Annotated in this window: 12 protein-coding genes, 1 other RNA gene and 1 pseudogene; 4 read left to right on the forward strand and 10 right to left on the reverse strand. The window is 61.0% G+C overall.

Annotated features, from left to right (window positions below):
* Positions 1 to 160: 160 nt before the first annotated feature.
* The 3 genes from topA to ffs all read right to left on the reverse strand — a co-directional run bounded on the left by topA (position 161) and on the right by ffs (position 4,688).
* Positions 161 to 3,247 carry a type I DNA topoisomerase gene (topA, locus tag FYJ31_RS00465; RefSeq protein WP_154535687.1) on the reverse strand — a complete coding sequence of 1,029 codons (3,087 nt, stop codon included), beginning with the start codon at positions 3,245 to 3,247 and terminating at the stop codon, positions 161 to 163.
* A 126-nt stretch (positions 3,248 to 3,373) separates the two neighbouring features.
* The gene (locus FYJ31_RS00470) at positions 3,374 to 4,522 is read right to left on the reverse strand and encodes a phosphatase PAP2 family protein (protein ID WP_154535688.1); all 1,149 of its coding nucleotides are present in this window, start codon (positions 4,520 to 4,522) and stop codon (positions 3,374 to 3,376) included.
* Positions 4,523 to 4,593: 71 nt separating this feature from the next.
* Positions 4,594 to 4,688: signal recognition particle sRNA small type (ffs, locus tag FYJ31_RS00475), an RNA gene on the reverse strand.
* 210 nt (positions 4,689 to 4,898) lie between these two features.
* On the opposite strand from ffs, the gene FYJ31_RS00480 reads away from it, so the two are divergent.
* Entirely contained in the window at positions 4,899 to 7,220 is a 2,322-nt protein-coding gene (locus FYJ31_RS00480; RefSeq protein ID WP_229773797.1) for a transglycosylase domain-containing protein, read from the forward strand.
* 128 nt (positions 7,221 to 7,348) lie between these two features.
* Here the strand turns inward: FYJ31_RS00480 and leuA are convergent, their stop codons facing one another.
* Positions 7,349 to 9,265, reverse strand: a complete 1,917-nt coding sequence (gene leuA / locus FYJ31_RS00485; protein WP_012576620.1) for a 2-isopropylmalate synthase — start codon at positions 9,263 to 9,265, stop codon at positions 7,349 to 7,351.
* 688 nt (positions 9,266 to 9,953) lie between these two features.
* Between leuA and FYJ31_RS00495 the strand changes: the two genes are divergently transcribed.
* On the forward strand, positions 9,954 to 11,534 hold the full coding sequence (locus FYJ31_RS00495) for a metallophosphoesterase (protein ID WP_174772514.1): 1,581 nt from the start codon (positions 9,954 to 9,956) through the stop codon (positions 11,532 to 11,534).
* A gap of 2 nt (positions 11,535 to 11,536) precedes the next feature.
* Here FYJ31_RS00495 and FYJ31_RS00500 read toward each other — a convergent pair whose 3' ends face one another.
* Positions 11,537 to 12,157, reverse strand: coding sequence for a DUF5701 family protein (locus FYJ31_RS00500; protein ID WP_154535689.1), 621 nt, complete (start codon positions 12,155 to 12,157; stop codon positions 11,537 to 11,539).
* Positions 12,158 to 12,388: 231 nt separating this feature from the next.
* Here FYJ31_RS00500 and asd point away from each other — a divergent pair, with 231 nt between their 5' ends.
* On the forward strand, positions 12,389 to 13,483 hold the full coding sequence (gene asd, locus FYJ31_RS00505) for an aspartate-semialdehyde dehydrogenase (protein WP_154535690.1): 1,095 nt from the start codon (positions 12,389 to 12,391) through the stop codon (positions 13,481 to 13,483).
* 79 nt (positions 13,484 to 13,562) lie between these two features.
* Here asd and FYJ31_RS00510 read toward each other — a convergent pair whose 3' ends face one another.
* The 3 genes and pseudogenes from FYJ31_RS00510 to FYJ31_RS00520 all read right to left on the reverse strand — a co-directional run.
* Entirely contained in the window at positions 13,563 to 14,129 is a 567-nt protein-coding gene (locus FYJ31_RS00510) for an ACT domain-containing protein (RefSeq protein WP_012576615.1), read from the reverse strand.
* Positions 14,130 to 14,184: 55 nt separating this feature from the next.
* Complete coding sequence (locus tag FYJ31_RS00515) at positions 14,185 to 14,949, reverse strand: aspartate kinase (RefSeq protein WP_174772515.1); 765 nt, start codon at positions 14,947 to 14,949, stop codon at positions 14,185 to 14,187.
* Positions 14,950 to 15,313: 364 nt separating this feature from the next.
* Positions 15,314 to 15,757, reverse strand: a pseudogene (locus FYJ31_RS00520) (DUF4143 domain-containing protein); the annotation flags it as partial.
* Positions 15,758 to 16,166: 409 nt separating this feature from the next.
* Between FYJ31_RS00520 and FYJ31_RS00525 the strand changes: the two are divergent.
* Complete coding sequence (locus tag FYJ31_RS00525; protein WP_154535691.1) at positions 16,167 to 17,300, forward strand: class C sortase; 1,134 nt, start codon at positions 16,167 to 16,169, stop codon at positions 17,298 to 17,300.
* Here FYJ31_RS00525 and recR read toward each other — a convergent pair.
* Together recR and FYJ31_RS00535 are read right to left on the reverse strand one after the other, a co-directional pair.
* Positions 17,297 to 17,899 carry a recombination mediator RecR gene (gene recR, locus FYJ31_RS00530; protein ID WP_007051621.1) on the reverse strand — a complete coding sequence of 201 codons (603 nt, stop codon included), beginning with the start codon at positions 17,897 to 17,899 and terminating at the stop codon, positions 17,297 to 17,299. The two genes, FYJ31_RS00525 and recR, sit on opposite strands and share 4 nt — an antisense overlap.
* Positions 17,900 to 17,924: 25 nt before the next feature.
* The gene (locus FYJ31_RS00535) at positions 17,925 to 20,564 is read right to left on the reverse strand and encodes a DNA polymerase III subunit gamma and tau (protein WP_154535692.1); all 2,640 of its coding nucleotides are present in this window, start codon (positions 20,562 to 20,564) and stop codon (positions 17,925 to 17,927) included.
* Positions 20,565 to 20,718 lie beyond the last annotated feature (154 nt).

Consider the following 20,718-nt stretch of genomic DNA (forward strand, 5'->3'; position numbering starts at 1 on the left):
CTGTTGCCCAAGTAGACAACGTTCCAAAACGGCGGAATGACGTTGGCGCGGAGCCGTTCATACTCGTGGTTCAGCAGATGACCAGCCCCTTGAAGCGGAAGTAGATATTCTCAAAACGAGAAATCAGCCCCTTGAAACGCAAGTAGAGCAATAATTCCGCTCAGCCACGCTTGGGAATTACGGCGGGGCGCTCGTAGCCCTCGTTGGCGGTCAGCCAGTCGACATCCTTCTTGACGGTGGCGGCGGTGGAGCTGAGCTTTTCGGCGATGCGCTGGTTGGACCAGCCCTTGTTCGCCAGCTTCTTCACCTCGGCACGGCGTTCGGCGCGCCTGGCCTCCTGCGCCGAAACCGCAGCCGAAGCAGCGCCCTTCTTGCCCTTGCCGGCAACGGCCTTGGCGCCACCGGCACGCCCAGCACCGCGACGGCCACGGGTGGAGGGACCAGCCGCACGCTTTTCGGCGAGCAGTCGGAAGGCGTCATCAGGGGTGATGGATTCAGGCGTGTACTGGCGCGGCACCGTGCGGTTGGTCTCGCCATCGGTGATGTACGCGCCGAAACGGCCGTCCTTGATGGTCACGTTCTTGCCGGTGTTCGGGTCCTTGCCCAAATCACGCAGCGGCGGCTTGGCGGCACCACGGCCACGCCCGCGGCCGTACTTGGGCTGCGAGAACAGTTCTTTGGCCTTGTCGATATCGACCGTGAAGATCTCGTCTTCCGAAGCCAGCGATCGGGTCTCCGACTTGCCGTCGGCACCCGTCTTGGTCAGGTAGGGGCCGTAGCGACCGTTGTTGGCGGCCACCGTGCATTCGGATACCTCGCCGGTTTCGGCGTTGGTTTCCTCGTATGTGCCCACTTCGCGCGGCAGGCTCAGCAGCTTTAGCGCGTCTTCCAGCGACAGCGATTCAGGGCTCATCGTCTTGAACAACGAGGCCATCTTCGGGCGCGACGCGGCGGCGGCCGCGGCCATCTTCGAACCCTTCTTGGCCGCAGAAGCACCAGCAGTATCGCCAGCAGCGCCAGCCGAAGTCTCAGCCGGCGGCACCAACGCCACATACGGCCCGAACCGGCCATTGCGCACCTCGACGGTACCGCCGGATACCGGGTCAACGCCCAGCTCGCGCGGTCCACCGGAGTGGTTGTCGATCAAATCGCGGGCCACGGCCACCGTCAGCTCATCCGGCGCGATGGCGTCCGGCAGGGAGGCGCGCTTCGGGTTGCCTTCGGCGTCCAGATGCTCCATATCTTCCAGATACGGGCCGTAACGGCCGACGCGCACGTGCAGGCCGTCGCCGATGTCGATGGTGTTGATGGCGCGCGCGTCGATCTCGCCGAGCTGCGCGACCTGCTGCTGCAGGCCTTCGTGCGCCTCGTCGGCGTTGCGGGCGGCGCCCTCGCCGGAGCCGAAGTAGAAGTGGGTGAGCCAGTCGCGGCCGGATTCCTCGCCGTGGGCGATGCGGTCAAGGCCGTTTTCCATCTCGGCGGTGAACTGGTAGTCGACCAGCTTGGGGAAGTTCGTTTCCAGCAGCTTGGTCACGGAGAATGCCAGCCAGCTGGGGATCAGCGCACGGCCACGCTCATACACATAGCCGCGATCCATAATCGTGGAGATGATGCTCGCGTAGGTGGACGGGCGGCCGATCTCCTTGGCCTCCAGCGTCTTGACCAGCGTGGCCTCGGTGTAGCGGGCCGGTGGCTGGGTTTCATGGCCGTCCGGTTCGATGTCGCTTGCCTCGACCTGCTGGCCGACGCTCATCGGCGGCAGGGAGGTGTTGGATTCGGATGCGTCACCCCTGACGGCCTTGGCGTCCGTCTTGCCGGCGGCAGCAGCCTGGTCCGAGCCAGCCCCAGCGCCGGGAGCGGCGGCCTTGGGCTTGCGTCCCTCCCCCGTGGCCTTCATAAAGCCGGGGAATTCGATGACGGTGCCGGACGCCTGGAACACGGCCTCGCCCTCGGTGGGGCCAGCCGGCGCAGACAGGCGCACGGTGGCGGTGGAACCGGTGGCGTCAGCCATCTGGCAGGCAAGCGTGCGCTGCCAGATCAGCGTGTATAGGCGCAGCTGGTCGCCGGGAAGTTTGGAAGCCAGCTCATCCGGGTCGTGGAAGCGCGAGCCCGCCGGGCGAATACACTCGTGGGCTTCCTGCGCGCCGGCGGTCTTGGTGGCGTATTGCTTGGGCTCGTCAGAGAGGAATGCGTCGCCAAAATGATAGGAGACGGCGTTGCGGGCGGCGGCGATGGCCTCCTGCGACAGCGTCACCGAATCGGTTCGCATATAGGTGATGTAGCCGTTCTCGTACAAGCTCTGTGCTGCACGCATCACGGCGCGAGCACCCATGCCGAGGCGATTGCCGGCGGTCTGCTGCAGGGTCGAGGTGGTGAACGGCGGCTGCGGGCGGCGGCGGTACGGCTTGGTTTCCATCGACATCACAGTGAAATCGGCGGTCTTCAGTGCCGAAGCCACGGCGGTGGCACCAGCCTCATCAAGCTGGCGAACGTTCGCCGCGAACCCGTCCGGGGTCAGCTGACCGTCGGCACCGAAATCCTTGGAGCCGGCGAGTCGCTTGCCGCCGAGCGCGATCATGCGGGCGGAGAATTCGCCACGCTCCCCCAGCGCGTCAGGCGCGGACAGCGTGGCGACGATATCCCAGTACGGCGCGCGCCTGAACGCCATACGTTCGCGCTCGCGTTCCACGATCAGTCGGGTGGCCACGGACTGCACGCGGCCGGCGGACAGGCCCGGTCCCACCTTGCGCCACAGCACCGGCGACAGCTCATAGCCGTACAGACGGTCGAGAATACGGCGAGTCTCCTGAGCGTCGACCATATGGCTGTCGACATCGCGCGTTTTGCCCAGCGAGGCGTTGATGGCGTTCTTGGTGATCTCGTGGAACACCATGCGCTTGACCGGCACCTTGGGTTTCAAGGTCTGCACCAAGTGCCACGCGATGGCCTCGCCCTCGCGATCCTCATCAGTCGCCAGATAGAGTTCGTCGGCGTTCTTCAGGGCCGATTTGAGTTCGCTGACCGTACGCTTCTTATCGCCGTCCACGATGTAGTAGGGCTTGAACCCGTCGTTGACGTCCACGCCGAACTTGCCGAACTTGGCCTTGTCTGCCACGGGCACCTGGCTGGGTTGCGCGAGGTCGCGGATATGACCGACCGACGCCATGACGGTATACCCCTTGCCCAGGTAGTCACCGATTTTGTGGGCCTTGGTCGGAGACTCCACAATCACCAGTTTGGTAGCCATACCCACTCCTTATGTATTGCGCGAAACACACGACGTTTCTGGCGTCATAATACTCATGAATCATGTCCAACTGCCAAATTCCGCCGTTGTGCCGGGCAAATTCGGCCGTTCGCACCCCATGTTTTATCATTTGGGCGGTGCCGGCGGAGCGCCGATCAGCCCCAGCCGGCTTAAGGGCGCTGCGGTGATCTGACGCAGGGCCAGCAACAGTCCGAATGCGAGCATGGCCACGCCCATAATGCCTACAACAGCGCTGACATTCGCTCCCTGAACCGCCCAGCTGGCGCTGACGTTGAGCCCCGGCACCACCTGCCAGATCACATAACCGCTGTAGACGAGCAACAGCAGGCCCCCGGTAATCAGCACGCTGCCGACGATTTGCACGCTCACTGAGGAGACGCGGTGGCCCGGCTCGTCCATGCCGGACTTGCGTGTAACCGCCAGAGCGAGCAGGGCCAATCCCGCCACCAACAGGATGGACATCGCCACATCCGAAGGGCGATGCCATTGTCCGTATATCACGGAAACGCCCACGGTCACCGCCCAAACCACGCCGATGACGCCCGCCAAAGCTCGAACCGCACGAGGCACGGCAAGCAGCAGAATCACAGCACAGGCTGCGGCCAGCATCGCATGCCCGGAAGGCGCGGAATTAGCGGCAGGCGATTCAGTGTTGATGATGAACGGACGCGGCAACAGACCCTTGATACGGGTGACGGCCAAGCAGACCACGGCGAACACGGCGATTTGCCCGGCCAACCACCAGCGGCGTCGAATCAGCGCCGTAATAATGCCGATTGCGGCAATTGTGCAGCTGACAGCGATAACCAGCCAGGATTGTGCGACGGCGTTCATCACGCCGGTGGTCCAGGACGGTACATCGTTGTGCAGGTTTTTCCAAACCAGTTCGTCATACGATTGTCCGTTTTCGGTAAACACGCACCCCCACCACACGCCGAAGCCGACAGCGATCAGGAGCAGACCGAATACCACGCACAATACGCGGCTGGAGATTCGCGGGCGCACGGTGAGCGGGTCAAGCCGGGCCAAGCCACGGTCGATATCAGATGCCCCATCCGCATCGTTCATGTCCAGCGGCCTGAAATCCCGTAAGGAGCCTGATGTGGATGCCGATGCATCTGAACCGGAGATCGGGCCGAGCGCAGCCAATGGGTCAACAACGTTCGACGACGAGTCAGGCTGCGCTGCGCCTGAGCCGACCAGATTGACCGCCGCATGCGGGTCACGAATTCTAGGGGTCTGTGCGTCATTCATACGTTCGACTGTACGGCCGCGCCCCGGACAGGGGACCACGCTAGTGCCAGCTCACAGCCAAATCCGCACATAAAGAAAACCTCCACGCACCCGCCAGAGGCCACTTACCCTTGCTGCATTCCTGCCCTGGGGGAGTTGGGTGACATAGCGCCGCGTGGAGGCTGGGGATAAGTCTATGGAGACGTATGGACCAGCGCAACGACACGAAACGTGCGTGCCGGGTCGCGCGGCAGGCCAACCAGCGCATTCAGGCAATATTCACGCCGCATCAAGAAGCGTTCCCAATTGTAAGAATTCCGGAAAAATACCGGTATCAACGCGTGTGGTTACGCTCACGTCAAACGATTGTTCAAGGCCAACAGTTACGGTGGACACCATGGCTTCTTATACTCGTCGTGCACATTCGGGAGGCAATGGCCCCGCTCTGAGGCAACCGCGCACCGCGCAAAGCAGAGCCGACCACTCCGCGCAGGAGGGCCCCTATGCGCCCCAGGAGAGCCGTTCCCGCCACGCAAGCCACAAGGCTTCCAATAGCCATCGAGCTCCGAACAGGAAGAAGAACACGGGAAAAGGCAAGCACCGTGTACTGAAATGGGTGCTGGGCATCTTCTTCTCCCTGCTTGGACTGGGCGTGCTGGCCGGTATCGCAGTATTCGCATATCTGTACACCACCACTGAGGTCCCGCAACCCGAGAAGTTCGCGTTGGCCGAGAAAACCACCGTGTATTACGCGGACGGCACCACCGCGATCGGCTCCTACGCGGAGCAGAATCGTTCAATCATTTCTTGCGAGGGGCTGCCGGACTACATCGGCAACGCGATTGTGGCGTCCGAAAACCGTACGTTCTACACGGATAAAGGTCTTGATCTGAAGGGCATCGCCCGCGCATTCATTAATAATGTGACCAAGGGCACGCGCCAAGGTGGTTCCACCATCACCCAGCAGTATGCCGAGCGGTATTACATGGGCGAAACCACATCCTATGCGGGCAAGGCGCGCGAGGCCATCATGGCCCTCAAGATCGCACGGACCGAGCCCAAGGACGAGGTGCTGTGCAACTACATGAACACCATCTATCTGGGCCGCAACTCCTACGGTATCCAGGAAGCAGCCAAGGCATACTTCAATAAGGACGCCAAGGATCTGACGCTGTCTGAGGCGGCGATGATCGCCGGCATTATTCCGTCACCGTCCACGTGGGATCCAGCCGATAACGCCGATATGGCCAAATCGCGCTTCAAGCGTGTGCTGAACATCATGCAGGAGGATGGTTACATCACCGCCAGGCAGCACACTGATGCCAAGTTCCCGCAGACCGCCGCGGTGGCGCAGCAGAACGAGTACGCGGGGCCGAACGGTTATCTGCTGGATATGGTGCGCCGTGAGCTGGTGCAGTCCAAGGCCTTTACCAAAGAGGATTTGGATACCGGCGGATACAAGATCATCACCACCATTGACAAGAGCAAGCAGGATCTCATGCAGTCCATCGGCGACACCCGCCTGGGCGACATGCCCGAATCCCTGCAGATCGGCGGCATAGCGCTCAACCCCAAGAACGGCGAGGTGCTGTCCGTGTACGCCGGTTCGGATTATCTGTCCAAGCAGCTCAACAACGCCGATCAGGCCCTGTTCGAACCGGGTTCGACTATGAAGCCGTTCGCTTTGCTGGGGGCCGCGCAATCCGGCGTCAGCTTCGATACGTTGTTCAACGGCAATTCCCACCAGCACTTCACCGGCTTGGATCAAGAGGTGAATAACGCTCTGGAGAACAACTGGGGCAGCATCAATCTGTATCAGGCCACCGCCAACTCGGTGAACACGGTGTTCATGAACGTCAATGAGCATCTGACGCCGAAACGCACGGCCGATATCGCCCATGAGGCTGGCATCCAGGGCGACATCGACGAGGCCTCCATGTACAACGTGCTGGGCATCAACGCCCTGACCGTATGGGATCTGGCGCAGGGCCATTCGACCATCGCCAACAATGGCGTGAGGAACACCTTGCATATGGTGTCCAAAGTGCTCGACTCCCACAACAAGGACATGTACAACGCGCCCAGCGAAGGCACCAAGGTGTTCGACGCCAATGATTGCGCCCTGGTGCAGAAAGCCATGCAGGGCACGACCACCTACGGCACCGCGGCCGGCACATCGGCCAAGCTGGGCCGTCCCATCGCCGGCAAGTCCGGCACCGCCAACGACGAACTGGCATCATCGTTCGTGGGGTACGCCCCAAGCATGATGAATGTCTGGGCCATCTGGAACCCGGATGGCAACGGCAATCCTCAAGTGGTGCCGGCTTTCTCGGGATATGGCATCTCCTCCACCGGATATCCGGCGCACCTGTTCCAGGAATTCATGGCCCAGGCCCTGCAGGGCACGGCGGTGGAGCAGTTCCCGACGGCCAAAGACAACGGCAAGATCGGCGGCCCCGATGGCACTTGGGGCCTGGCCAGGGGGCAGAGCGGCGTCCAACCCTACGTCAACAACCAGTCCAACGCCAACAGGCAGTCCACCGAAGATGCGCAGAAGCAGGCTGAGCAGGACGCACAGCAGAAGGCGGCCGAAGAGGAAGCCAAGAAGCGACAGCAGGCCCAGGAGTTCGCCCAGCAGTGCCTCGCCAATCCGAGCTATTCCACCGAGTGCCCGAATTATCCCGGCAATACCGGCGCTGACAACGAGAACAAACGGTAACGATAATGGGTAATTCCGGAGGCACCGGCGGGAACACCGACACCAACGGCGTCAAGTAGTAAGTAGACACAGACAACGAAGCTCCCTCTGACGCAATCAGAGGGAGCTTCGTTTTGCTCTGTTAGCGCTCAGCGCTGACGCTGAGAACGGTTGATGGCGGAGATGATCGCCTTCAGGGCGCTGGTGGTAATCGACGAGTCGATGCCTACGCCCCACACGATCTGCGCGTCATCGGCCTCGCCGATCTGGCATTCCACATACGAGGCGGCCATGGCGTCGGTACCGACGGACATGGTGTGCTCCACGTAATCCATAATCGAGGCTTCCACGCCAAAGTTGGAAATGGCGTTCAGGAAGGCGGCGATCGGACCGTTGCCTATGCCGGACGCCTCGCGCTCCACGGGCTCATCGTCCCCGACGTTCACGCCGCGGTCGAGCAGGCGGGCCTTGAGCACGGTATCGGAACCATCCTCCCCGGAGCTGACGGCCACCTTGAGCAGCTTCAGCCGACCCCACGGCTCAAGCGAGGCGTCATGCGTATCGCCCACAACCACACCGGCCGCGGTCATGCCGGACTGTTCGACCGGCAGATACTCGTCCTTGAACAGACGCCAGATATCCCCGTCCTTGACTTCCTTCTTGGTCGTGTCAGCGTAGTTCTGCACGATCTTGTCGAATTCGATCTGCAGACGCTTGGGCAGGTCAAGATTGTGGTTGGTCTTGAGCAGGTAGGCCATGCCGCCCTTGCCGGACTGCGAGTTGACGCGGATGATGGCCTCGTACGTGCGGCCGATGTCCTTCGGGTCGATCGGCAGGTACGGCACGAGCCACACGAAGCTGTCAAGATCAGCGCCAGCGCGCTCGGCGGCCACCTGACGAGCCTCGAGACCCTTCTTGATGGCGTCCTGATGCGAGCCGGAGAACGCGGTGAACACGAAGTTGCCGGCGTACGGGTGACGCTCGGAGATCTTGATCTGGTTGCAGTATTCGACCGTCTTGCGGATCTCGGGCACGTTGGACAGGTCAAGCTGCGGGTCGATGCCTTGGGTGAGCCAGTTGAGGCCCAGCGTGACCAAGTCGACGTTGCCGGTACGCTCGCCGTTGCCCAGCAGGCAGCCTTCCACGCGGTCGGCGCCGGCCAACACGGCCAGCTCGGTGGCAGCCACGCCCATGCCTTCGTCGTTGTGCGGGTGCAGGGAGAGCACCACGGAGTCACGGTCGTCGAGGTGGGTGGAGACGTACTCCACTTCGTCGGCGAACACGTTCGGCGTGGTCATTTCCACGGTGGCGGGCAGATTGATGATCATCGGGTGCTCGGGAGTCGGCTTGATGACGCCGATCACGGCGTTGCACACCTCGACGGCGTACTCCGGCTCGGTGCCGGTGAAGGATTCCGGCGAGTACTCATAGTACAGGTCGATGCCCTTGGCCTCGTTCTCGAGGTCCTTGCACAGTTCGGCGGCGTCGGTGGCGAGCTTCTTGATCTCTTCCTTGTTCTTGCGGAACACGACCTCGCGCTGCAGCACAGACACGGAGTTGTAGAAGTGCACGATGGCGCGCTTGGCACCCTTAAGCGCCTCGTATGTGCGGCGGATGAGGTGCTCGCGGCATTGGGTGAGCACCACGATGGTCACGTCGTCCGGGATAAGCTCACGCTCGATGAGCATACGGATGAAGTCGAAATCGGTCTCGGAAGCGGACGGGAAGCCCACCTCGATCTCCTTGAATCCCATGGAGACGAGCAGGTTCCAGAACCGCAGCTTGCGCTCGGAATCCATCGGATTGACGAGGGCCTGGTTGCCGTCGCGAAGATCGACGGAGCACCAGCGCGGCGCGCGCTGCAGTCGCTTGCCCGGCCACGTGCGCTCCGGGTAATCAAACGGGATCTGCTCGCTGTATGAGGCGTACTTGTTGTACGGCATACGACTCGGCTTCTGCGGATCGCCGATGAATCGCGCCGGAGGCAGCAGCGGGTCGTTGTTCCCCCCATTGGACGCTGCGGCTACCGCTGCGAGATCAAAAACGGATGATTGATCCTGACCCATTGTTCCTCCTTTACTGGTTATTGCGCGGGCCCTCTTGCGGACGCGACTGCGGCGTTGTGCCAGGACGGCGCCGGGCCACGCGGATTTGTCAATACGCACGTAACATCCTACAGGCCGGTTCGGGCAAACCCGCGGGAAATGCCGTATCGTGGCATTTGCTTATGCACCTGGCTGATATGAGGGCACTCAGCGTCGGCGCCGGGCCACGCTTTGACTCCGGCACAACACCCCGCCTGCGATACCCCACCAGATGGCCCTCCATACGTCGGCGGCGGGCCAAATATTGGTACTGCACCGACAGCCAAACTGCTCAGCGTCGTCAGCGGACCAACTTATGGCGAAATACCGACTCTGGGAAAGCTTATCGTCGGCAAATTGCCAGGCTATGGCACACTACCGACGCTACGAGGCCCACAACCATCGGCAACGCGACAAATATTGGCCCACCGCCGACGCTAGCCTCTTTGAGCGTCGGCGCCGGGCCATTCTATGAATCAGTAACGACGCCAATGGTCTCAGAACGTCAGCATAGGGACGCTGTCTGGATCTCCACCGACGCTGCATGACAAAATCGCGGCACCATCAAGCAACAACACGGCTGCGGCACCCCGCCCTGCCCCGTCCCTTGCTGTGCCAGTCCTGTGAACGCGCGGGCGATCCGCCGCCCGGCAACATAGACTGAAGAGCTATGACGAGCTTGCGATTCCGCGAAGACGGCAGCTTCCGCGTGCTGCAAATGGCCGACGTACAGGACGGCCCCGATGTGTTGCCCGACACCATCCGCCTCATCCGCGAGGCCATCCGCGAAGCCGATCCGGATCTTGTGGTGTTCACCGGCGACCAGATCCGCGGCTATGATCCCGCCTACATCGACACGTTCCTGCGCCGCCGCGGCGAGGAGCCGGGCGCTCGCGTGCGCGCGGTCACCGAGATCGAGGCCAAAATCCGCGGGATCAAGCGTCACCCCGTAATTCGCAAAGTATCCGATCGCGTGGCCGATCGTCTCACCGAAGCCGGCAAGCCTGTACCAGCCGCGCTGCTTGACCCCGATACCGTGACGAACGCCGTCGCCGCTGCCGGCGCCGATTCGACCGACGTGATCACGACTTCCGAAGTAGGCGATTCCGTTGAGACCAGCCCCACGCCCGAGACGGTTTCCACCCTCGTATATTCAACGCAATCCGGCAAGGCCAGCCCCGCACACGAGACGCCGGCGACCCTCGACGAACTCATGAATGAGACCCGCGAAAAGGTCCGCCGCACGTTCTCCGGTTTCCTTGGTCCGGTCGTCGAGGCCGGCGTGCCCTTTGCCGCCACCTACGGCAACCACGACTTCCAATGCGGCATTCTGGCCGACGAACAGGATGACATCTACCGCGAATACCCCGGCTGCCTGAACCCCGACGACAGTCTCGAGCCCGGCACGTTCGCGCTGCCCGTCGAGTCCTCCGATGGTTCCGGCCGCGTGGCCATGTCCGTTATGATGGTCAATTCAGGCGATTATGCCGGCAAACCCGAAGAAAACGACGCCCAATACCCGGCGTATGTGGTCAATCCGCGAGGACTTGACCTGGCCGACGCCGACGGGTACGGCACCCCCACCCCCAAGGCCATCGAATGGCTGGGGTCCATCCAAACCGAGTTGGGCGAGCGCAATGGCGACGGCAAGCCCGTGCCGGCCATCGCCTTCCAGCACATTCCGCCGCAGGAATTCTACGATTGTCTGAAGGAAGTGCCCGCATGGACGCCGAACGCCGTGGAAGGCGCGCGCACGCACGCCGGGCGTTGCTATGTGCTCAACCATGAGGTCTGCCGCCCCGGCTCGCGGCTCGGCGAGGCAATCGGCTGCGCGGACGAGAATGTGGGCGAGGTGGATGCCTTGCGCGAGGCTGGCGGCTATTTCGCGCTGTTCTGCGGGCATGACCATAAGAACTCTTTCGTTGGTCATGTGCATGATATCGATCTGGGCTATGCGCCCACGTGCGGGTTCGAATGCTATGGTCCCAAGTCGCGGTACCGCGGCATTCGCCTGTTTGAATTCCATGAGAGCAATCCGGCGGGCTATGTGACCCGCATGCTCACATGGGGTAATCTGGTCGGCCGCTACTCCAGCAACGAGCTGCGCGTCTGGTTCGAGGATCATTGCGTTACCGGAGCGGTCAGCGCGCGCAACGAGCTGCGCCGCCCGCAGGTGTTCGCCGTGGTGGCCGGCGCGATGAGCCTTGGCTTTATAGCCATCATCCGTTCGCTGATCAAGGCCGCGCGCTAAACCTACTTAAACAGACTCACCCCGCGACGGGCCGTGCAATACGCGTTGCCCAGCCAGGTATGGCGGGAATTGGGCCAGACGGCTCCCAGTCGCGGTGCGTTCTGGCTCATCCAGATGCTCGGCACACGGCCGTCTGCGGAGCGTGAGCCGAGCAGATTGAAACCGTTCTTTTCCAGCAGCCACTCCGGGTGCTGGGTGGCGATGGCCAAGCCTTCCTCGAGGGTGAGCGGCAGGCGCTCATCGGAGTCGATAAGCTTGCGGGCCACATCCGGCTCGCGATTGATATAGCACGTGCCGGTGTGTGGATTGACGACCAGATAGAACGGGCCTTCCGGCGGCATGAAGCCGTCTTGAGGCAGGAAGCTGGCGATGTCTCGCGGAGGCATGGTGGTAAAGCCGGCCATGCGGTTGATGGAGGTTCGCGCAATCAGCGATTCGGGCGAGACTAGCTCGCGCGTAGGCACCAGTAGGATGTTCGAGCCGAGATCGGAATGCTCGAGCGCCCCGATCAGGGGTCGGGCCAGCGAGCGGAATGCGGCGGCACTCATATCCGCCACGTCCGGGTAGCCGAGGGCCACGATACGATTGAGTTGCTTTTGCGCCTCTACTGATGCGATAGACATGGCTACCAGTGTAGAACACTGCCGTCTCATCGCTAGTCACTTTGCCAGTTATGGAGAGGATATCGGGCTGCGCGGCGCGGGGTACGCCATGGGGTGCCGCCGAGCCACCATATGGGAAGACGGCCACTGTTGTTCTGCATGTTTCGTACAATTACCGTGTGTTTGCGGCCATTGCAAGACGGCCGCTTGAACGTATCAGCCCATCGAAACCCGAAGGTCATAGAGGTCATCATGCCCGAAAAGATAAAGGTCGGCATCCTTGGTGCCACCGGTATGGTCGGTCAGCGTTTTATCACGCTGCTGGAAAACCACCCGTGGTTCGAAGTGGTCACGCTTGCCGCTTCCGCACACAGCGCCGGCAAGACGTATGAGGAGGCCGTCGGCAGCCGTTGGAAGATGGAAACGCCGATGCCCGAATACGCCAAGCACATGGTGGTCGCGGACGGCGACGATGCCGAGTCCGTGGCCGCGAACGTGGACTTCATGTTCTCCGCGGTAAACATGCCGAAGGACCAGATTCGCGCCATCGAAGAGCGTTATGCCAAGACCGAGACCCCGGTGGTCTCCAACAACAGCGCCCACCGCTGGACCCCGGACGTGCCGATGGTGGTGCCGGAGATCAACCCGGAGCACTTCGAGGTGATCGAGCACCAGCGCAAGCGCCTGGGCACTACTCGTGGTTTCATCGCCGTCAAGCCGAACTGCTCGATTCAGGCCTACACGCCGGCACTGGCCGCGTGGAAGGAATTTGAACCGCGTGAGGTGGTTGTGAGCACCTATCAGGCGATTTCCGGCGCAGGCAAGACCTTCAAGGATTGGCCTGAGATGGTGGGCAACATCATCCCGTTCATCTCCGGTGAAGAAGCGAAGTCCGAGAAGGAACCGCTCAAGGTGTTCGGTCATGTGGACGCCGAGAAGGGCGAGATCGTGCCGTTCGACGGCGACCTCAAGATCACTTCCCAGTGCATCCGCGTGCCCGTGCTCAACGGCCACACCGCCACCGTGTTCCTGAACTTCGGCAAGAAGGCCACCAAGGAAGAGCTTATCGACCGTCTGGTGAACTACACGTCCAAGGCTTCCGAGCTGGAGCTGCCGCACGCACCAAAGCACTTCATCCAGTACCTCACCGAGGATGACCGCCCGCAGGTCAAGCTCGATGTGGATTACGAGGGTGGCATGGGCGTCTCCATCGGCCGTCTGCGCGAGGACTCCATCTTTGACTGGAAGTTCGTGGGTCTGGCCCACAACACTCTGCGCGGTGCAGCCGGCGGTGCCCTTGAATGCGCCGAAATGCTTAAGGCTCTCGGCTACATCACCAAGAAGTAGTTGAAACTCGTTAAAATCGCAAAAGCCCTCCGTGAGGAGGGCTTTCGTCGTATATACCGCAAAAACGCGGCTCAGTGGCTCAGCGGCCAGTACCGCCGTACACCACGGCTTCGATCTGATCGGCATCGAGACCGTATGCGGTGTGCAGCGCCTTGACGGCATCGTTGAGCTGATCGAGCGGCACGAGTGCGGCGATGCGGATCTCGGAAGTGGAAATCATCAGCACGTTGATGCCCTCATCGCTCAGGGCCTGGAAGAACTTGGCAGCCAGACCGGCGTGGGTCTTCATGCCAACACCCACCACGGCTACCTTGCCGACGTTGGTGTTCACATCAAAGGAGTGGTAACCCAGCACTTCCTGCTTGTCGAGCAGCGTGTTCTGCACCTGCTTGACGGCCGATTCGGGCACGGTGAAGGAGATGTCCGCAGTGCCAACGGATGCGCCGGCCTGCACGATCATGTCCACGTTCACGCCGGCGGTGGCCAGCTCGGTGAACACCTTGGCGGCCATACCCGGCTCGTTCGGCACGCCACGCACGGTGGCCAGCGCCTCGGAACGGTCGTGGGCAATGCCGGAAATCACCGGCGCCTCGGGGCCTAGGTCAGGGAACAGGTCGCCCATGGATTTCGCTTCTTCTTCAGTCATGTCTTGCCTTGTCTTGGTTGAAATTACTTACGATTATTGTTCGCTGTAGCCGCACTCAGTCGAGGTTCGGCAGCGTGCGCGGGTCAATGCCGTCAGGCACAACCAGCGTGCCGGGGCGACGGGAGAACGAAGAGCGCACGTGCAACGGCATGTTGAAACGCTGAGCGTACTCTACGCAGCGCAGTGCCAGCACCTTGGAGCCGCAGGAGGCCATCTCCAGAATCGACTCATAATCGATGGACGGAACGCGGCGGGCAGAAGGCACGATGCGCGGATCAGCGGTAAAGATGCCGTCCACGTCGGTGTAAATCTCGCAGATGTCGGCACCAAGGGCCACAGCGAGTGCCACGGCGGACGTGTCCGAACCACCGCGACCGAGCGTGGTGGCGTCGCCCTTGGCGTTGATGCCCTGGAAGCCGGCAACGATGGCGATGTCTCCCAATGAGAGCGCGTTCTTCACGCGGTCCGGTCTCACGGCCTTGATGTGGGCCGCGCCGTAACGGGCGTCGGTGAAGAAGCCGGCCTGCTGACCGGTGAAGGAGTGGGCGCGGCTGCCTTCGGCGTGAATGGCCACGGCCAGCAGGCTCATGGAAATTCGCTCGCCTGCGGTCATCAGCATGTCCATCTCGCGCTCGGGCGGGTTGGAGTCGATGCTCAGCGCCTGATCGATAAGGTCATCGGTGGTGTCGCCCATGGCGGAGACCACCACGGCCACCTTGTTGCCCTTCTTTTCCGTCTCAACAACGCGCTTGGCCACGCGTTTGATCGATTCGGTATCGGCGACCGACGAGCCGCCGTACTTCTGCACGATGAGAGCCACTGCTGTCCTTTTGTTCTTCTCTTAGAGATTTGTTTGGTCGATATTCTACGCAAACGCAACGATTATAAAGGTTGCCGCGTTCACCCCGCGACCCCGCGCCGGCATGTGGACACGGGCATGGCCTACGTTGTTCAGCAAATATTCAAGTTTTCACCGGTGGTTCTTTAAGGCAGCCGCATCCATCCTTTGAGATTCGAGCGGTTAACTATCAATTACCGGCAAACGAAAGCAAACCGGCGAGGTTTCCGCAGAACCCCCATAACTGAATACCTTCTTCTTCCTCTCTCCTTTTCAAGGCCCGGTTCCGCAGCCCGGGCCTTTTCCTTTTGGGTTGAGAACGATAGGTCAAACGCACGATACGAGCTCACGGAGCAAGCGTGGCCAACGGCACTACCAATACCCCATCATCCCGGCGATAAGCGGCAGCCGTAGCGGTCAGCACCATCAAGAATGACGGACGGCCTTCGTGATCTTGATCAATTCCGTCAGCCAACTTTTTCAAATGGGCCGCCGCAATATCAACCCGCTTTTCTCCGAGCTTGACCTCAATGAGAGCCCATCGTCCATCATGCAGGCCAATGACCGCATCAGATTCCAATCCCGTCTTATCCCGATAATGGAACACATCTCCGCCAAGCGCATCAGCATACACACGCAGGTCGCGAATACACATGGACTCAAACAGCAAGCCAAAGGTCTCGAAATCATTAAGGAGTTTCTCCGGGGTCGCGTGCAGTACCGCACAAGCTATCGACGGGTCGCTGAAGTGTCTGGTTGGGCTCGTTCTCACTGCAGTCTTAGAACGTAATGATATGAACTGATTTTTATCGGGGCAATATATTCCCTCTTTATGCATTCATACCCCCTATTTGAAAGCTCTGTCAAATATTGCCGGCACCGCGGCTTATCATGTTGCCATACTTTGCAATCCTTTGCAGTCCCTTGCATCTCAACGGCTTGCCCAAAGTAAGCCACATCACTTACAGCCGTAGCAACGTTGTTCATATCGCATTTTTCGGACTTCTTATGCCCCCTACATTGCCCCCTATGGCCCTCGTCGGCATGTTGCATGAAAGGCTTGGTGCGGAGTAACGTCTCGCAGTGTGGCACGTGCGGCGTTGCCATTTGCGGCAGCACCTATGCCAACCACGACTAAGACGGGCCGGCCGTCTTGTATAAGCAAATCATGAGCAGATCAAGCGAAGGAACAGGCGACTATGGCATTGCTGCATCGACGTTCGACGAGTAAGCGTGCCTCACAGGAAATGCGGGAAAACAACGCGGCCATGCCGGATGCCACATCTGCAAATGACAACGTTTCCTCAGCGTGTCCCGAGCCCGCAGCATTCGCTCCAACACCATTTGACGAAGTCATCGATATCAGCGATCTCGTGGCCGAGCGCCGACGCCTGCAACGCAACCTGTGGGCGATGCGCATCATCACCATTGTGTTGCTGATCGCCGCAATCGCCGTGGCCTGCTTCCCGCTAGCGTTGCAATTCGAGTCCGACCGCAACTTGGCCGCCACCACCGCCACCACAGCCAAAGAAGTAGCCGGCTGGCCTTATCCGCAGGCGGAAGACAAGCTCACGGCGGCCCGCACATACAACAAGAAACTCGCTGAATCCGGCCAGCCCATCTTGGGTGAAGCCGTCGATCCGTTCTCCGCCGCCCAAGGAGGATCCCAAGCCAGCGGCGAGGATTCCGCCTCAAAGAAAGACAAGGAATACCAGTCACTGCTTAGTACCGGAAACGGCGTGATGGGCACAATCAAGGTGCCCAAACAGTCCATCAATCTGCCGATTTATCACGGCACTTCCGAGGAAGCACTGGCTTCTGGCGCCGGCCACTTGTACGGCACGTCGCTGCCGGTGGGAGGTAAGTCCACCCATTCGGTCATTACCGGGCACCGCGGGTTGGTTGAAGCGCTGATGTTCACCCGTTTGGACGAGGTGAAAGAGGGCGACTTCTTCTACATCGAAGTCATGGGCGAAACTTTGGGCTACAAAGTGGACCGCATTTCAGTGATTTTGCCGGATGACACGTCGAAGCTCAAGATCGTGCCAGATGAGGACCGTGTCACCTTGATGACCTGTACGCCATACGGCGTGAACACGCACCGACTGCTTATCTCCGGGCACCGAGTGGCAATTCCGATGCCGGCCCCCGAGCCGAATGACGTGCTTGACGCGCGCAATATCGCCCTTGGTGTTGGTCTAGGCATACTGGCGGCAGGACTGTTCATCATCTGGTTGGCACGACGGCACAAGGCCGCGCGCATCATCCGCCACGGCGCATTCTGGCCGTGGATGCGCCGCAAGGGCGAAAGCGTCAATGATACGCTGGCCTAGGCCTCACGCCGACCGGCCAGCGCCCTGCCCAGCGTGATTTCGTCGGCGTACTCCAAGTCGGAGCCCACCGGCAGGCCACTGGCAAGTCGGGTGACCTTGACACCTACGGGTCGCAATAGCTGGGTCAAGTAGCTGGTGGTGGCCTCGCCTTCAATATTCGGGTCGAGCGCCATAATCACTTCCTTGACCTCATCGCCTTCTAAGCGTTTGAGCAGACCGGGAATACGCAGGTCGGCAGGGCCAACGTTGGCCATTGGGTTGATTGCGCCGCCGAGCACATGGTATAGGCCGTGGTATTCGCGCGTGCGCTCGATGCTCATCACATCCTTGGGCTCTTCGACCACGCAGATCACCGAACGGTCGCGTCTCGGGTCGGCGCATACCGGGCAGGGGCTGGATTCGCACACGTTGCCGCAAATATCACAGAAGCGGATCTTGGCCTTGACCTCCTCGATGGCCTCGGCCAGATCGCGCGCTTCATCTTCGGGCGCGGACAGCATGTAGAAGGCGATACGCTGCGCGCCCTTCGGCCCGATGCCGGGCAGCCGCCCGAAAGCGTCGATCAGTCGCTGTATTGCGCCGTCATAAGCAAGTGCCATGGGTATTCCTCGTTATTCGTCCTCATTATTCATCCGAGTGCTTCTTGGCAGGCTGGATGTTCTTGGGGTTCTTCGGATCATCTGCCGCGAATTGCTCGACTTTTTTGACCTCGAATAGCTTTTTCAGATCGTCAAGATTCATGGCCGTCGCCTCGCCGAGCGACTGGTCGTTCATCGAGTATTCGTCGTCCTCGGCCGCGACTTGCGGTTGCGGCTGCGGCTGGCTATTCCACGGGTCGGCATTCGGCGTCGGCTGTGCGGGCTGCGGCTGATTCCACGGATCATCGTGAGGAGACTGCTGATATGGCTGGTTCCACGGGTCGGCTTCGGCCGGTTGCGACGCCGGTGAGACCGCGGCCTGAGACTGCGTCTGATTCCACGGATCATCGCTCGCGCCGGCAGCTGCCGTAGCGGAAGATGCGGTGGCTGGTTGCCCCGTGGACTGTTCAGTGGGTCCAGCGGACGCAACGGACACAGCGGGTGCAACAGGAGCGGCCGGAGCGGCCCACGGATCAACACCATCACTGATGTCCGGAACCGCAACATGCTTCTTGTGATGTTCTTCGGGCGCAGGCGTAGTAGTGGGCTCGTTAGGTGCGAACCCGTCTGCAGATTGCGGCGAAGCGTTGCTTACGGCCGGCTTGGCCCAAGGGTCATCGTTACTCCAGCTCTTCGCCGCCGTGGATGCACCGGATTGATCGGCTCGATGGCTGTCGTCCGTATCCTCGGCTTGGCCTGTTGCAGCCAGCTTCGGAGCTTTCGGCTCGCTCCCCATATGAATGCCCAGGCCCGCGCCCAAACTCGACGCGGCCAATCCGGCCTTGGCCATGGCAATCTGCTGCTTGACCTTGGCCAATTGCTCCGGGCTCATACGTTTGACGGATTCGACTCGCTCGCCATTCGCCGCGACCGCAGAAGGTGCAATAACCGCATTGGCACCGAACTCGTTGCGCACGGCATCCATCACCACGGCCGCCGCCTTCTTACCGCTGTTATCCACGGCCAAAGCGAAAGCGTGCTGGCTCAGCGACTTATCGAACGTCATTGACAGGCAAGGCAGACCCTTACGGTTGGGACCGAATTTTACGGTCGGCACCTTGTCTCGTGACACATATTCACGAATGGTTTCCGGCAAAGCGGCGACGGCTGCATCCCACTTCTCGTCGATGGACCGATTATCCGATGCCGCAGGCGAGGCCACCGGTTGGGCCGGGGCGGCCGGCGACGCGGCGGGAGCGCCCCACCCGGCATTGGCAGCAGCAGTTGCTACAGCAGGTTGCACAGACGGAGAGCCCGCGGGTCGGTCGCTGACCGGGCCGTTGACAGGGCCATTGCCTCCAACAGATTCATGGGAAGCGGTGCTCTGAGGCGCGGCTGCTTGCTGGTTGCGTGCAGCACCGGAGAATCCGCCATGTGAGGCTCCGGCAAACCCGCCTCGCGATGAGCCGGCAAAACCACTGGCACCCGCACCGGAAGCGGCTGACGTAGTCGAAGTCGAAGAAGCAGCCGCAGGCGGCATACCAGAAGCGACTGGCGCGGGAGCGGCTGTCGCAAAGCCCGATTCACTGCCGGCCAACAATCGCGCGGCCAGCAGTTCCAAGCGCATACGCGGAGAAATGGCTCCTGTCATGGCACCCAACGTAGTGTTGATGATGTCTGCCATGGCGGTCAGGGCTCCCAGGCCCAACGCCTTGGCCTGACGGTGCAAGTCGTCCATATCCTCGGCCTCGGCCGTGTCAGACAGCACGGATTCCGCACGGTCCCCAGCCAACGTAAGCACCAGCAGATCACGCACACGAGCCAACAGGTCTTCGACGAATCGTCTCGGATCGAATCCGCCGACCACGACTTTCTGGATAACGCCGTACAGGGCTTCGCCGTTGTGATTGATTACCGCATCCACGGCCTCACCGATCAGCGCCTCCGGCGTGAAGCCGAGCAGGGCTACAGCGGCATCATGGGTGATAACGCCTTCGACCGAACCAACCATCAGCTGGTCAAGCACAGACAGGGTATCTCGCATGGAGCCGCCACCGGCGCGCATCGCCAGTTTCAGCACACCGGGCTCGGGCTTGATGTCTTCCTTGTCGCAGATCGTCTCCAGGTAGGGACCCATGACTTCCTGCGGCACCAGACGGAACGGATAGTGGTGGGTGCGCGAACGGATGGTGCCGATCACCTTGTCTGGTTCGGTGGTGGCGAAGATGAACATCACATGTTCAGGCGGCTCTTCAACGATTTTGAGCAGCGCATTGAAGCCCTGCTGCGTGACCATATGGGCCTCATCGAGAATGAAAATCTTATAGCGGTCGCGCGCAGGGGCGAACCCAGCGCGTTCTCGCAATTCTCGAGCATCATCCACACCGTTGTGCGAGGCCGCATCGATTTCGACCACGTCGATGGAACCCGGACCGCCGGTGGCCAGGTCCTTGCAGCTTTCGCATTCGCCGCAGGGGTGGGAAGTCGGCCCTTTGGCACAGTTGACGCAACGGGCCAGGATACGCGCGGAGCTGGTTTTACCGCATCCTCGCGGCCCTGAGAACAGATAGGCATGCGTAAGCTTGCCCTCGTCCAAGGCGCGCATCAGCGGGACCGTGACTTGGTCCTGACCGATGACCCCTTCGAAGGTGTCCGGACGATAGCGACGATACAATGCAAGTGCCATAGCTACTAACCTACCTTTGCCCTCAGAATTAACCGATAAAAAGTCAAGATAAACCGGGCTCATAGTTGCCGAATCGGGAAAACTCTTGATATTCCAACGACATTCATCTGACAACGGTTACCGCATTTTTATTGTTATTAACCGCTTTCTTTGT

The sequence above is a fragment of the Bifidobacterium sp. WCA-178-WT-4B genome (assembly GCF_009696495.1).
Classification (GTDB): domain Bacteria; phylum Actinomycetota; class Actinomycetes; order Actinomycetales; family Bifidobacteriaceae; genus Bifidobacterium; species Bifidobacterium infantis.